8 protein-coding genes and 1 pseudogene are annotated in these 15182 nt (G+C 61.8%); 4 read left to right on the top strand and 5 right to left on the bottom strand.

What is annotated here, in order from left to right; translation table 11 throughout:
- Positions 1-54: 54 nt before the first annotated feature.
- The gene (locus tag FHT28_RS13435) at positions 55-738 is read right to left on the bottom strand and encodes a TetR/AcrR family transcriptional regulator (protein WP_112442017.1); all 684 of its coding nucleotides are present in this window, start codon (positions 736-738) and stop codon (positions 55-57) included.
- A gap of 174 nt (positions 739-912) precedes the next feature.
- On the opposite strand from FHT28_RS13435, the gene FHT28_RS13430 reads away from it, so the two are divergent.
- The 4 genes and pseudogenes from FHT28_RS13430 (at position 913) to FHT28_RS13415 (ending at position 6049) form a co-directional block, all read left to right on the top strand.
- A complete protein-coding gene (locus FHT28_RS13430) occupies positions 913-2139 on the top strand; it encodes an efflux RND transporter periplasmic adaptor subunit (RefSeq protein ID WP_037196195.1) in 1227 nt (408 codons plus the stop codon).
- Between the two features lie 9 nt (positions 2140-2148).
- The gene (locus FHT28_RS13425) at positions 2149-5292 is read left to right on the top strand and encodes an efflux RND transporter permease subunit (protein WP_168596493.1); all 3144 of its coding nucleotides are present in this window, start codon (positions 2149-2151) and stop codon (positions 5290-5292) included.
- 129 nt (positions 5293-5421) lie between these two features.
- Positions 5422-5667: a plasmid stabilization protein gene (locus FHT28_RS13420; RefSeq protein WP_047553829.1), complete on the top strand. Its 246-nt coding sequence runs from the start codon at positions 5422-5424 to the stop codon at positions 5665-5667.
- A pseudogene (locus FHT28_RS13415) lies at positions 5664-6049 on the top strand (type II toxin-antitoxin system VapC family toxin). The gene FHT28_RS13420 and the pseudogene FHT28_RS13415 overlap by 4 nt, the downstream one beginning before the upstream one ends.
- Positions 6050-6070: 21 nt before the next feature.
- Here FHT28_RS13415 and FHT28_RS13410 read toward each other — a convergent pair.
- The 4 genes from FHT28_RS13410 to FHT28_RS13395 form a co-directional block, all read right to left on the bottom strand.
- Entirely contained in the window at positions 6071-9178 is a 3108-nt protein-coding gene (locus tag FHT28_RS13410; protein ID WP_168596492.1) for an efflux RND transporter permease subunit, read from the bottom strand.
- Positions 9175-12294 (bottom strand): efflux RND transporter permease subunit, encoded by a 3120-nt coding sequence (locus FHT28_RS13405; RefSeq protein ID WP_168596491.1) that lies wholly within the window; start codon positions 12292-12294, stop codon positions 9175-9177. The genes FHT28_RS13410 and FHT28_RS13405 overlap by 4 nt, the downstream gene beginning before the upstream one ends.
- A complete protein-coding gene (locus FHT28_RS13400; protein ID WP_168596490.1) occupies positions 12291-13760 on the bottom strand; it encodes an efflux RND transporter periplasmic adaptor subunit in 1470 nt (489 codons plus the stop codon). Before FHT28_RS13400 ends, FHT28_RS13405 begins: the two co-directional genes overlap by 4 nt.
- A gap of 216 nt (positions 13761-13976) precedes the next feature.
- The gene (locus FHT28_RS13395; RefSeq protein WP_092573141.1) at positions 13977-15077 is read right to left on the bottom strand and encodes an RHE_PE00001 family protein; all 1101 of its coding nucleotides are present in this window, start codon (positions 15075-15077) and stop codon (positions 13977-13979) included.
- Between the last annotated feature and the right edge of the window lie 105 nt (positions 15078-15182).

Here is a 15182-nt window from a genome sequence, read left to right as displayed (position 1 = left end):
CTTTACGCATTCCAGACGGAAAACCGCTTCGCACTTTTCCTGGAAATGCTCCAGCTAAACACCGCTCGTGCGCGGCTGCACACCTGCCACGAAGATCGCGATACATTGACGCAGGTGTCGCAAGCGCGTTTCCCGATCGGGCCAGTCATTCGGATGGCCCGGCTTTGAGATCATGGCGCCGAAGATCATGCTCATCAGCATGCGCGCGCCGCTTGCAACATCGGCAATCTCGATAAGACCGCGCTGCTGCTGCTGGCTAAGCCAATCGGCAAGCATCTGCTGCGATTGCTTTGCGCCGTATGTGTGCATCAGTGTTGCAACCTCCGGAAATTGCTGCGATTCACTGATGGCGAGATGAATGAAGGCCTCGCGTTCGCGCTCCTTGGTCTCGTCGATATTGATCATGAAGATCTGTTCAAGCGTCTCGCCGAGCGGCAGATTCTCATCCGCGTCACGCGGCAAGGCCAGCATCGAGGCACGATGGTCGGCGATGATCGCCATGAAGAGATCGGTCTTGCGCGGAAACAATCGATAAAGGGTCTGCTTGGAGATCCTGCATCGGGCGGCAACCAGATCCATCGTCGTTCCGCCATATCCCAGCTCGTAGAATGTCGAGCGAGCCTCGCCGACGATCTCCGCGCGCCGCGTATCGTCGTTCACGGTTTTCGGACGACCGCGCGGGCGGCGTATCGCAGCCTGATCCGCGTTGCCTCCCCGTTCCTTCGTCCGCACTTCCATCTTGACCTCAACAGCCGAATGAGATTGACATTTGGAGCAATACAAATATTTTCCGTACGACATCGTACTGTAAATAAGGCAACAGGAAATAGCAACGTGCGAAAGCTTGCCTCTTTCACCTCCGAATCCACATATCCTGCGATATCCAGCCGCCTTCTGGCCACCCGAAGCGCGATGATCGTTGCGGGGGTCGCTGCCACGATGCTGCTTGTCGGCTGCAATGAGCAGAAGAGTGCTCAAAGCGGTATGCCGGCCGTCAAGATCGAAGTCAGCGCCATGGCGCTGCATCCGCAATCGGTGGCAATCACCGCCGAGCTGCCCGGCCGCACCAGCGCCTATCTCGTCGCCGAAGTGCGACCGCAGGTCGGCGGCATCATTCGCAGCCGTAACTTCAAGGAAGGCAGCGAGGTGAAGGCGGGCGACGTGCTCTACGAGATCGACCCGGCCTCCTACCAGGCATCCTATGACAGCGCGGTCGCTTCCTTGCAGAAGGCGGAAGGGGCCTTGCCGAGCGCTCAGTCGAAGGTGGATCGTTATAAGAGCCTCACGGCACAGGACGCGGTCAGCAAGCAAAATCTGGACGATGCTGTGTCCACTTTGGCTCAGGCGAATGCCGACGTGGCATCCGCCAAAGCGGCCCTGGAAACAGCGCGCATCAATCTCGACTACACCAAGATGCGCGCGCCGATCGGCGGCCGTGTCGATGCTTCCGCAGTCACCGTTGGCGCTCTCGTCACCGCGGACCAGACGACCGCACTGACCACCATCCGCCAACTCGATCCGATCAATGTCGACGTCACGCAGTCGAGCACGAACCTGCTTGAATTCCGTCGCGCCGTCGCGGAAGGCAGATTGAAGACCAGCGGCGACAACGTCTCGGTGCATCTGACGCTCGAAGACGGCAGCCAATATAAGGAAGCCGGCAAGCTCGAGTTTGCTGAAGCCTCGGTGGCCGAAACCGTCGGCACGATCACCGTGCGCGCCGTCTTCCCCAATCCGGACCGCATTCTGCTGCCCGGCATGTATGTGCGCGCCACCATTCAGGAGGGCATTGCCGAAAACAGCTTCCTCGTGCCCCAGCGCGCTGTTTTCCGCAACACCAAGGGCGAGCCTACGGCCATGTTCGTGACCGCCGACGGCAAGGTGCAGCAGCGCGTATTGAAGGTACAGCGCAGCATCGGCAACAGCTGGCTTGTCAATGAGGGCATGAAGGACGGCGACCGCGTGATCGTCGAAGGCAGCCAGCGTGTCCGCGACGGCCAGGAAGTCAACGTCTCTCCCGTGACCATCGATGATGCGACCGGCGAGGTGAAGCAGGCAGCAGCCGACGCCAAGCCGGCACAGCAGCAGGCCGAATTGGAAAAAACCGATATCAAGGCCGCCTCCGGCGCTCAGAAGTGAGATTAGACGATGTCTCGTTTTTTCATTGACCGGCCGATCTTCGCCTGGGTTATCGCCATTGTCATCATGCTTGCGGGCGCGTTGTCGATCCTCACACTGTCGATCTCGCAATATCCGCAAATCGCGCCCACCACGGTGAGCATCAGCGCCACCTATCCCGGCGCCGATGCCGCAACCGTCGAAAACTCGGTGACCAAGGTCATCGAGCAGGGCATGACAGGTATCGACAATCTCGATTACATGACGTCGACCTCGACCTCGACGGGCCAGGCCTCGATCTCGGTGACCTTCACCAACAAGGCCAATCCGGACGTCGCGCAGATGCAGGTGCAGAACAAGCTGCAGCTCGTTACCGCACAGCTGCCGCAGACCGTGCAATCGACCGGCATAACCGTTTCAAAATCGACGTCGAACTTCCTCATGGTCGTCGGCTTCGTCTCGTCAGACAACAAGCTGAACTCCAACGACCTGGCGGACTATGTTTCCAGCACGCTCAACGATACGCTGAAGCGCATCGACGGCGTCGGCAACACCCAGATCTTCGGTGCCGGCTACGCCATGCGCATCTGGGTCAATCCGGACAAGCTCGCCAAATATCAGCTGATGGTCAGCGATGTCACCAGCGCGATCGAGGCGCAGAACTCGCAGGTTTCCGCCGGCCAGCTCGGTGCGCTGCCGCAACGCAAGGGTCAGCAGCTCAACGCGACTGTTACGGCCAAGAGCCGCTTGCAGACGCCGGAGCAGTTCGAAAATATCATCCTGAAGAGCCAGTCCAATGGTTCGCTGGTGCGTTTGAACGATGTCGCCACCGTCGAGCTCGGCGCGTCGTCCTATACCACGTCGAGCACCTATAACGGCCATCCCGCGGCAGGTCTTGCCGTGATGCTCGCTTCCGGCGCCAACGCCATCAGCACGGCGGAGGCGGTCAGATCGACTATTAACAATCTGAGCCAGACCCTGCCGCCGAATGTCGAGATCGTCTACCCCTATGACACGACGCCGTTCGTCAAGCTGTCGATCGAAGACGTGGTCAAGACGCTGTTCGAAGCCATCGTGCTCGTCTTCATCGTCATGTTCGTCTTCCTCCAGAACATCCGCGCTACATTGATCCCGACGCTCGCCGTCCCGGTCGTCCTGCTCGGCACCTTCGGCGTGCTGTCGCTGTTCGGATATTCGATCAATACGCTCACTATGTTCGGCATGGTGCTCGCCATCGGTCTGTTGGTGGACGACGCCATCGTCGTCGTCGAGAACGTCGAGCGCGTGATGGAGGAAGAGGGACTGTCGCCGCGTGAGGCGACGATCAAGTCGATGCAGGAAATTACCGGCGCGCTGATCGGCATCGCCACGGTCCTATCGGCCGTGTTCATCCCGATGGCCTTTTTCTCCGGCTCGGTCGGCATCATCTACCGCCAGTTCTCGGTGACGATCGTCTCGGCGATGGTGCTCTCGGTCATCGTCGCGCTGATCCTGACGCCGGCCCTCTGCGCCACCATTCTGAAGAAGCCCGCACACGGCTCGAAGGAGCGCGGTGTTTTCGGCTGGTTCAACCGCAACTTCGAGCGGGGAACACGAGGTTATCAGCGCAGCATCAACGGCATGATCCGCTACTCCATCGTCTTCCTGCTGGTGTTCGCGTTGATCGGCGGCGCCGTCGCCTATCTGTTCAATCGTCTTCCCAGCTCATTCCTGCCGGAGGAGGATCAAGGGATTCTGCTGACCGCCATTCAGCTTCCCCCCGGCGCCACGGATTCCCGCACCTGGGCTGTGCTCAATCAGGTGAGGGACTATTATCTCAACACCGAGAAGGACTATGTCGACGGCGCATTCGCCGTGGCGGGCTTCGGTTTCAGCGGTCAGGGACAGAACGTCGGTATCGTCTTCGTGAGATTGAAGGACTTCGACAAGCGCTCGACGCCGCAATCGAAGGCGCAGGCGATCGCCGGTCGCGCCATGGGTGCTTTCTCTAAGATCAGGGACGGCAGCGTCTTTGCGCTCGCACCGCCCGCGATTCCGGGCTTCGGCAGTTCGAGCGGCTTCGACTTCTTCATCAAGGACGTCAACGGCGCCGGCCATGCCGCGCTCATCCAGGCCCGCAACCAGTTGCTGGGCGCAGCCGGCAAAAGTGCGAAGCTCTTAGGCACTCGCCCGAACGGCCAGGAAGATACGCCGCAATATTCCGTGAACATCGATCAGGAAAAGGCGAGCGCGCTCAATATCACCCTGTCCGATATCGACTCGACGCTGTCGACGGCCTGGGGCGGCACCTATGTCAACGACTTCATCGATCGCGGCCGCGTCAAGCCCGTTTACGTACAGGCCGACAAGAATTTCCGCATGCAGCCCGAGGATTTCGGCCGCTGGTACGTGCGCAACTCCGGCGGCGATATGGTGCCATTCTCGGCCTTCGCCAGCGGCGACTGGACCTATGGTTCGCCGCGGCTGGAGCGCTATAACGGCTCGTCGGCCGTTGAAATCCAGGGCGCGGCAGCACCCGGCGTCTCGTCGGGCGATGCCATGAACGAGATCGACAAGATCATGGCGACCCTGCCCCCCGGCTTCAGCCATGAATGGACCAGCCTGTCGGCCCAGGAAAAGCTCTCCGGCAACCAGGCGACCCAGCTCTATGCAATCTCCATCCTGGTCGTCTTCCTGGCGCTGGCGGCCCTCTACGAAAGCTGGTCGATCCCGCTCGCGGTCATGCTGTCGGTTCCGATCGGCATCTTCGGCGCGCTGCTGGCCGCCACCATCTTCGGCCAGTCGAACGACGTCTACTTCAAGGTCGGCCTGTTGACGACTATAGGTCTGGCGGCCAAGAACGCCATTCTGATCGTCGAATTCGCCATTGAGCAGCAGAACCACGGCAAGGGGCTGATCGAGGCGACGCTGGAGGCTGCTCGCCAGCGCCTGCGGCCGATCCTGATGACCTCGCTCGCCTTCATTCTCGGCGTCATGCCGCTGGCGATTGCCAATGGCGCGGGATCGGGCAGCCAGAACTCGATCGGCATCGGCGTCATGGGCGGCATGATCTCGGCGACCGTGCTCGGCGTCTTCTTCATCCCGTTGCTGTTCGTTTCGGTCCGCCGCATCTTCAAGGGCAATGTTCGATCGACGGCAGCGCCGGAGGCCGCCAACCCTGACGTGGCGCATTAAGGCCTCTCACTCGCTCTCGAAAAAAAGAGCGGGCGGTCGAGACCTCGATCACGGATCGGCTGCTTCGGCTTGATTTGCCCAATCTGTCATCAATGATTAATATGCAGTCATTGATGACAGAATATTTGTATTGCCAGTATGACGATCCGCAATATCGATGATCATCTAAAGACCCGGCTGCGCATTCGCGCCGCCGCACACGGGCGATCGATGGAGGATGAGGCGCGAGACATTCTGCGGGCGGCCTTATCGACCGAAGAAAAGCGTAAGCCCAATTTGGCCGAGACAATTCGTCGTCGCATGGCTGCAAGCGGTGGGGTTGTGCTGGATATTGCCCCACGTGAACCAATCCGCCCGGTCGATCTCGATCCGTGATCATTCTCGACACCAATGTCATTTCGGAACTACGGGCGCGATCACCATCGCCAATGGTTGAAGCATGGCTCGCCGCCCAACCTTCTCTTACGGCCTCCGGCTCTTGCCCGAGGGCCGACGCCGAAGCGAATTGGAAGCTGCCATTCTCCCGATATTCGAAGAGGATTTCGCCGGAAGAGTTCTCCCCTTCGATGGCGAAGCTGCGGGAGCTTATTCCTTCATTGCAACATCGCCGCTGCGGGCGGGCAGGCCAATCAACCAGTTCGATGCTCAGATCGCCGCAGTTGCGGCGTCGCGAGGAGCGACGCTTGCAACACGCAACGTGCCGGATTTCCTGGACACCGGAATAGCGATCGTCAATCCGTGGAACTATCGGGACTGATCCGATCCATATGCCGCCAACTCAAGTTGATAGCGAAGACATCGGCGGTGCCGGCTCTTGCTTCGGCGACCATCGTGCATGCAGCTTGGCAAGCATCAGATAGATGATCGGGGTGGTGTAGAGCGTCAATACCTGCGACACGACCAGTCCGCCGACGATGGTGATACCGAGCGGACGGCGAAGCTCCGAACCTGGGCCGGTCGCGATGATCAGCGGAATGGCGCCCATCAATGCGGCCAGCGTCGTCATCAGGATCGGACGGAAGCGTTTGAGGCAGGCTTGATAGATCGCCTCCTCCGGGGACAGGCCGAGCACACGCTCACCCTGTAGGGCGAAGTCCACCATCATGATCCCGTTTTTCTTGACGATGCCGATCAAGAGGATGATGCCGATGAAGGCGATGATCGTCAATTCGGTGCCACTGATGACCAGCGCCAGCAGGGCGCCCAGGCCGGCTGATGGTAGCGTCGAGATGATCGTCAGCGGATGCGCCAGGCTTTCATAGAGAATGCCGAGAACGATGTAGACCGTCAGAAGCGCCGCCAGAAGCAGGAGCGGCTGGCTGCTGGACGACTGCGTGACGCTTGCCGCGTCGCCGGCGAAATCCGCGTGCAGCGTGTCGGGCAGGTGCATGTCGAGCACCGCTTTCTGGATGGCGTCGTTCGCCACCTGCAGCGGCGTGTTGAGCGCCAGATTGTAGGAAATGGTGACGGACGGATATTGGCCCTGATGATTGACCACCAGCGGCGCAAGCGTCCGGTCGACCGATGCGACGGCGCTGAGGGGGACCTGCGTGCCACCGGAGGCCGGCACATAGAGCTTGGAGATATCGTGCGGATCGAGGGCGTAGTTCGGATTGGCCTCCAGCACGACACGATACTGGTTGCGTTGCGTATAGATCGTCGAGATCTGCCGCTGAGCGAAGGCATTGTTCAGCGCGGCATCGATGGACTGGATGTTGACCCCGAGTTGGGAAGCGAGGCTCCGGTCGATATTGACGGTCGCCTGCAGGCCGTTGGGCTGCCTGTCGGTCGCGACATCGGTCAGCCCCGGAAGAGCTTGCATGCGTTCCAGCACCTTCGGCGCCCAATACACCAGCTCGTCATAATTCGCGCCCCAGAGCGTGAACTGATACTGCGACTGCGATTGGCGAGCCCCGGCGCGGATGTCACCAGGCGAAAACAGGAAGGTGCTGAGCCCTGGAACGGCCGTGAGTTGCTTGCGAAGCCGGTCGATGACGTCGGCCGTCGGTGCCCGCTCCGATTCCGGCTTGAGTGAAATGAGGAGCTGCCCGCGATTGATGGAGCTGGAAAAGCCGCCGCCGCCCAGGGAAGAACCAAGACCCGAGACCGCAGGGTCCTGGGCGACGATATCAGCCGCCTGCCGCTGCAATTTGACCATGGCCGGATAGGAGATATCGGTCGCAGCCTCCGTCCCACCCTGGATGAAGCCCGTATCGTCCTGCGGAATGAAACCCTTCGGAACCTTGACGTAGAGATAGCCCGACATGACGACGCAGGCGATGATAACAAGCACGGACAGCACGCGGTGATGCAGCACCGCTTTCAATGTACGGCCATAAAATCCGATGATCGCGCCCAGCGTGCCTTCGATAACGCGGCCGAACGGACCTGGCCGCGCATCGATGTCGTGCTGACGAAGGCGATGGCCGCAGATCATCGGCGTCAGCGTCAGCGACACCAGCGTTGAGACAATGATGGTGAATCCGAGCGTCAGCGAAAAGGTCTGGAAGAAGCGGCCGACGATGCCGCCCATGAAGAACAGCGGTATGAAGGCGGCGAGCAGTGACAGGCTGATGGAAACCACCGTGAAGCCGATCTGCCTCGCCCCCTCGAGCGCCGCCCGCATCGGCTTCATGCCGCTTTCCAGATTGGCATAGATGTTCTCGATCATGACGATGGCATCGTCGACGACGAAGCCGACCGAGACGGCGAGCGCCATGAGAGAAAGATTGTCTATGGACAGTCCGAATAGCCACATCGCGGCAAAGGTTCCGGCCAATGAGAGCGGCACGGTGACGCCGGCTGCAAGGGTCGGCGTCGCGCGCCGCAGGAAGACGAAGACCACGGCCATGACCAGGCAGATGGTGGCGAGCAGGGTCCACTGCATATCGTTGACGCTGGCATGGATCGTTGTGGTGCGGTCGGAAAGGACTGCTATCTTGACGCCGGCGGGGATGAGCCTCTGCAGCTCGGGGATCAGCTCCTTGACGCCATCGACGGTGGCAATGACGTTCGCATCCGCCTGCTTGGTGATGTTGAGTAGCACGGCCGGCTTGCCGTCGTACCAGGCATCGGAGCGGCTGTTGCGCACGCCCGGCTCGACGGTGGCGATATCCGAGAGGCGGACGGCCGTGCCGTCGCCGCTCCGCACGACAAGCCTTCCATAGGCTTCCGGCGTCCGCAGCTGACTGTTCACGGCAAGGGAGAAGGCGCCGCTGGCGCCGTCGATGGAGCCGAAGGGACCGAGCACGTTGGCGTTGACGATCGCCGTACGGACGGCATCGAGCGATAGGCCCATGGCCGAGAGACGGTCGGGATCCAGCCTGATGCGCACCGCCGGCTGATCGGCGCCGCTGACCGTCACACCGCCGACGCCATCCACCTGCGAGATACGCTGCACGACCACCGTATCGGCCGCATCATATATGGCGCTCGGCGCGACATTGTCTGATGTCAGCGCCAGAATGAGGACAGGAGCCGCGGCCGGGTTGATCTTGCGGAAGGAAGGCAATGTCGGAAGATCGCCCGGCAGGTCGATTGCCGCCGCATTCAACGCCGCCTGCACATCCTGCGCCGCGCCATCGACACTGCGCGAGAGATCGAACTGCGCGATGATGGTGCTCGAGCCGAGCGAGCTGACCGAGGTCAGCTGCGTGACGCCGGCAATGGTGCCGAGATGGCGCTCGAGCGGCGCCGCGACGCTTGCCGCCATGCTGGCGGGATCGGCGCCCGGCCGGCCGGCGGAGACGACGATCGTCGGCAGATCGACGGTCGGCAGGCTTGCCACCGGCAGGAACCGATAGGCGACGATGCCGAGGATCATCAACCCGATCGCCAGAAGCGTCGTCCCGACAGGGCGCTTGATGAACGGCTCGGAGAGGTTCATGTCTCACCACCCGCCAGTTCGTTCATCTCTGGACTCGGCGTTCCGCTGGTGCGGCCGACGATGCGGGCGCGCAGGCTCTCGAAGGCCAGATAGATCACCGGCGTCGTATAGAGCGTCAGAAGCTGGGAAAGCACGAGGCCGCCGATGATGGTGATACCGAGCGGGATGCGCAGTTCGGCACCCGTGCCCTGCGCCAGGGCCAATGGCAGCGCACCGAAGAGTGCCGCCAGTGTCGTCATCATGATCGGGCGGAAACGCAGGATAGAGGCCTTGAGAATGGCTTCGCGCGGCGGAAGGCCTTCCTTGCGCTCCGCCTCCAGCGCGAAGTCGATCATCATGATCGCATTCTTCTTCACGATACCCATCAAGAGCACGATGCCGATCAAGGCGATGATCGACAGGTCCTGCCCGAACAGCATCAGTGCGAGCAGCGCGCCGACGCCGGCCGAAGGCAGCGTCGAAAGAATGGTAACGGGATGCACGGCGCTTTCGTAGAGCAGGCCGAGCACGATGTAGATGGTCACGATGGCCGCGAGGATCAGCCAGGGTTCGCCCGCGAGCGAGGAGGCAAATTCTTCCGCATCACCCGAATATTTGCGCTGGATGTTATCAGGCATGCCGATGTCCTGCTCGGCCGCCTTGACCTCGGCAACTGCCTCGCTCAGCGAAGCGCCCTTGGCGAGATCGAAACTGATCGTCACGGCCGGAAACTGCTCGTCATGGCTGATGACCAGGGGCGCCGTCGTGAATGTCGCTGTGGTGAACGCATTGAGGGGAACCTGCGTGTCGCTGGCGCCCGCAACGTAGAGCTTGTTGAGCGACTTCGGATCCGACTGGTATTGCGGCGCGGCCTCGAGAATGACGCGATACTGGTTCGCCTGGCCGTAGATCGTGGCGATCTGGCGCTGGCCGAACGCGTCATTCAAAGTATCACTCACGGCCTGCATCGACACGCCGAGCCGCGAGGCGGTTTCGCGATCGACATCGACGAAGATGCGGCCGCCGCCCATTTCGACCTCGGACGTGACGTCGATGAGCTTCGGGCTCTCCTGCAGCTGCTGAGTGAGCTTTGCGGCCCAGTCGACCACCGTGGCCGTATCCGTCCCGGTCAGCGTGTATTGATAGGGTGCGCGGCTTGCCCGGGTACTGATCGAGATGTCGCGTACGCTTTGGAAGGTGACATGGATGCCGGGCAGGCCGTCGACTTCACCGCGCATCCGGTCGATGATCTGATCGGCGGAAACGTCGCGCTGGTTCCTCGGCTTCAGCACGAGGCTGAGATTGCCTGTGTTCAGCGTCAGATTGCTGGCGCTGGCACCGATGACGGAGACGATGCCCCTCACGTCCGGATCCTTGCGCAGCCGGTCGGCCACGGTCGCCTGTATCGTCGTCATGGATTCGAAGGAGGTCGTCGGCTCCGCTTCTATGACGGCCGTGATCAGCCCCGTATCCTGCGCCGGCAGGAAGCCCTTGGGAATGACGACATAAAGCGCGATGGTCGCGGCCAGCGTCACCACCGTTGCCAACAGCATCAGGGCACTGCGGTCCACAGCCCAGACGAGACTGCGTCTGTAGCCCTCGACAAGCCGCTCCATGAAACGGTCGGTTCCGGCCAGAATGCCGCCCTTGCGCTCCCTGGGCTTTCGCAGGATTCGGGCGCACATCATCGGTGTCAGGGTCAGCGACACGACTGCCGACACCACCACGGCAATGGTGAGCGTCAGCGCAAACTCGCGGAACATGCGCCCGACGATCCCGGTCATGAACAACAGGGGAATGAAGACGGCAACCAGCGAGACGGTGAGCGAAATGATGGTGAAGCCGATCTCGCCGGCGCCCTTCAGCGCCGCCTGCATCGGGTTTTCGCCCTCCTCGATGTGGCGGGCGATGTTCTCGATCATCACGATGGCGTCGTCGACGACGAAACCGGTGCCGATGGTCAGCGCCATCAGCGAGAGATTGTCGAGGCTGAAGCCGGCAAACCACATGACGCCGAAGGTGGCGATCAACGACAGCGGCAGGGCGACGCCTGCGATGAATGTCGCCGTCACCGTGCGCAGGAAAAGCAGGACGACGAGAATGACCAGACCGATGCTGATCACCAGCGTCCATTGCACGTCGTGGATCGAAGCCCTGATCGTCTCGGTGCGATCGTTGACGATGTCGAGCGAGATGCCGGCGGGCAGCGCCTGCTTCAGCTTCGGCAACTGCTGCAGGACGCTTTCGACCGTCTGGATGACGTTGGCGCCTGGCTGGCGCATGATATCGAGAATGACGGCGGGCTGTCCCTGATACCAGGCGCCGACGCGATTGTTCTCCAGCCCCTCGACGACGGTTGCCACGTCCTTCAATTGCACCGGTGCGCTGTTGCGATAGGCAATGATGACGGATTTATAGACGTTGGGATCGACGATCTGGTCGTTGGCCGCAAGCGTGAAGCTCTGCTGGGTGCCGTCAAGCGAGCCCTTGGCGCCGGCAACGCTGGCATTGGTGATCGCCGAGCGTATGTCCTCCAGAGCCAGGCCGTAGGAGGCGAGACGCGGCAGATCGACCTGGATGCGGATGGCCGGCTTGACGCCGCCCTGTATGTTGACGTCGCCGACACCGGAAACCTCGCTCAGCCGCTGCGCCATCATCGTATCGGCGAAGTCGCTGAGTTCGCGGATCGAATAGCTGTTGGAATGCAATGCCAGCGTCACGATCGGCGTATCGGCCGGGTTCACCTTCGAATAGGTCGGTGGATAGGGCAAGGTGCGCGGCAGCGTCGAGCCGGCGGCATTGATCGCCGCCTGCACATCCTGCGCGGCGCCATCGATATTGCGGCCGAGATCGAATTGCAGGGTGATCTGGCTGATGCCGAAGGCGCTCGACGAGGTCATGGACGCCAGCGACGGGATCTGTCCGAGCGGTCGCTCGAGCGGCGCCGTCACCAGGGCGGCCATCGTATCGGGATCGGCTCCGGGAAGCTGCGTCGTCACCTGTATCGTCGGAAAATCCACCTGCGGCAGCGGCGCGACCGGCAGGAAGAGAAAACCGAGAATGCCGCCCAGGAGAACCGCGACCCCGAGAAGCGAGGTGGCGATAGGCCGGGAGATGAAGAGCGACGAAACGTTCATTGTTGCTGTGTCGGCGTTGTGGGCGACATGGCGGGGGCAGCGCTGCCACTGGCATCCGCACCCTGGCCGGCGCCGGCGGCATGCTGGCCGCGATGGCTGCCATTGCCGCCCTCACCGTTGTGCCGACGATGCGGCCGCTCACCATCATTGGCATTGTTGGTCTGGCCGCTTTGCGGATCGTTCTCCGCGACCGGCTGCCCCTGATCATTCGCTGCCGGCGCATTCGGCGTTGCCTGAACCGGACTGGCTGAAATCTGGACTTTCGACTTATCCTGAAGCCGCGCGAAGCCGGTCGTCACCACCTTGTCGCCGGGCGACACACCGTCGGTGATGACCGCCAGCGTGTCATCCTGCTGCCGCACCTTCACCGTCTTCATGGCAACGGTCTCATCCTGGTTGACGATATAGACGAAGGTGCCGTTCGGCCCGCGCTGCACGGCGGCGCTCGGAATGGTCGTGACGCCCTTCAGCGTCTCGACCAGAAGACGCGCATTGACGAAAGCACCCGGCCAAAGCGCCAGCTTGTCGTTCGGGAAATTGGCCTTCAGCCTTATCGTGCCTGTCGTGGGGTCGACCTGGTTGTCGACCACCGCAAGCGAGCCATTGTCGACCACCGTCTGGCCGTCGTTCCCCAGCGCCTGGACGGCGAGCGTTCCGGCCAGGCTGGCCGCGTTGACGCGTGCAAGCTGCTGCTGCGGAATGGAAAAGAGGACGGAGATCGGCTGGATCTGCGACAGCGTCACGATGCCGGTCGTGTCGGACGAGCTGACCAGATTGCCGATATCGACGTTGCGGATGCCGGTGCGCCCGTCGATGGGCGCCTTGATCGTCGTATAGTCGAGCGTCGCCTGGGCGCTTTCTATGGCTGCCACATCGACCTGGATTTGCGCCGTATATTGCGCCACCAGCGACAGCTGGGTGTCGACCTGCTGCTGGGTGCCCGAGGCGCTCTTCACCATCAGCTGATAGCGCGCAAGGTCACGCTGGGCGCCGGCGAGCAGGGCTTCGTCCTGCGCCTTCTTGGCGACCGCCTGGTCGCGCTGCGCCTTGTAGACGCCGTCATCGATACGGGCGATTACGTCGCCCTTCTTGATGTCCTGGCCTTCGTCGAAATCGATTTCCACGATCTTTCCGTTGACCTGGGCGCGCACCGTCACGGTGTTCAGGGCCTTCACCGAACCCACGCCATCGATATAGACAGGCACATCGGCCGCCTTCGCGTCGGCCACAAGCACCGGAACAGGACCGCTGAATTGCGAGAGGCCGCGCCGTCTTCCGCTGCCGCCACTCCCCTGGCCCTGGCCGTTGCGACGCTCACCTTGAGCTTGCTGGGCAGGTGCTGACGCATTCTGATAGCCGAGCAGCCGCTCGGCGCTGCCAAGCCAGAGATCGCGAGTGGCATAGGCGCCATAGGCCACTGCACCGATTACCGCCAGCGACATTACGACCCGAAAGGTCCGAGCCATCAACATACCTTCCTTCAAAGCCTTCGACGGTTCACGACCCGCCAGCATCACAGGGCGCGACTCTAGCTTGCATCGCGCCACTTAGGAATTTGGTATGGCCATTAAATTTTGTCCATTTTAGCGCGACTTAGCGTAACAAACTGTAACATTGGACAAAAACTAGGGTTGTAGTTGCAAAAGATCAGCGGCTGCGCAAGCGCACGCTGTCCCCTGTGATCACAGCACCCCCCAGCCGCGATAGCGCCCGCGACCGGTCATCTCGCGCAGGCCGAGATCAGCCACCAGATTGAGCGCGCCTCTTGGGGTAACACCGACATGGCGGGCGATCATCTTCGCCGAAACGATCGGTCGCGACAGCACGATATCGATAACCTCCGGCAGGCTGCTGTTCGATCGCCGGTCCTTCAGCCGCAATTCCATCTGCAGCTTGGCGAGCGAAAGCCGATCGAGTTCCTTGAGACCCGAATCGGCCGAAAGCGCCATGGCGTCCAGGAAGGCCAACAGCCGTGTGGTGCGATCCGACGCACGCCGCCGCTCGTGCCGCACGGATTTCAGGCCGACATTCAGGCAGAAGAGATGCGAGGTGACCTTGCCGCGGCTGCGCAGATAGGCGCTGACCAGCAGGCCGCCGAGCCAATGCTGCCGCCGCAGCGGCTCGATCCGCTCCCAGGCGTCGAAAAGCACGGCGGCGCCAAGAACCGGCGGCAACAGATCGGCCTCGCGGATCAGGGCGCGCCAGCTCTCCAGCCGCTCGCCTTCATCCCAATCCTCGTCGCGAACCAGGGCAAGCGGATCGTCGATCGTCTCCGGCCTGGCATCTGGGACGCCGCCGTTCAGGATCTTGTCGGATCGGGCAAGAATGGCGTCGATCTCGGCGAAATCGACGCCGAAATCATCCCCCCCATCCTCTTGTCCGTCATTAGGCTCACCGAGCGGCGGCGGACGCAGCTGGATGACGTCCTTGGCCTCGCCGATATCGCCCCGCAATGCGGCAAGTCCGGCCGCCTCCAACCCCCAGGAGGGCTCCGCGCTCCACAGACGACGCCTGACCCGCAGCACGGCGTGGGCGATGGTCAGCTCATGTGTCGGCGTGCGCGCATCCATGCGCGCATCGTGCAAGACCAGATCCTCCACATGCACCAGCTCGCCACCGACCCAGAGCGCGCCCGCTGCGTCGAAAAAATGCCCGCGCTCGCGAAAACCGTCCGCCACCGCATGCCTGAGGACACGCTCGTCCAGCCGCGCCAGCATGTCTTCCGCCTTGATGATGGCAGCCAGGAGCGTCGTCAGCGGGAGGGTGGTCAGATCATATCGCATTGGAATCACATCATTGAATCATTCTTACGGAACTTATCATCGCCGCATCCGGCGGGATAGGAAGAGACCCCTGTGAACTGTGGATGACAATCCCCATTTTATGCC

Source organism: Rhizobium sp. SG570 (assembly GCF_012275345.1).
GTDB lineage: Bacteria > Pseudomonadota > Alphaproteobacteria > Rhizobiales > Rhizobiaceae > Rhizobium > Rhizobium lusitanum.
Note: the sequence above shows the minus strand (reverse complement) of the source record. Positions and strands in the feature narration are given on the sequence as shown.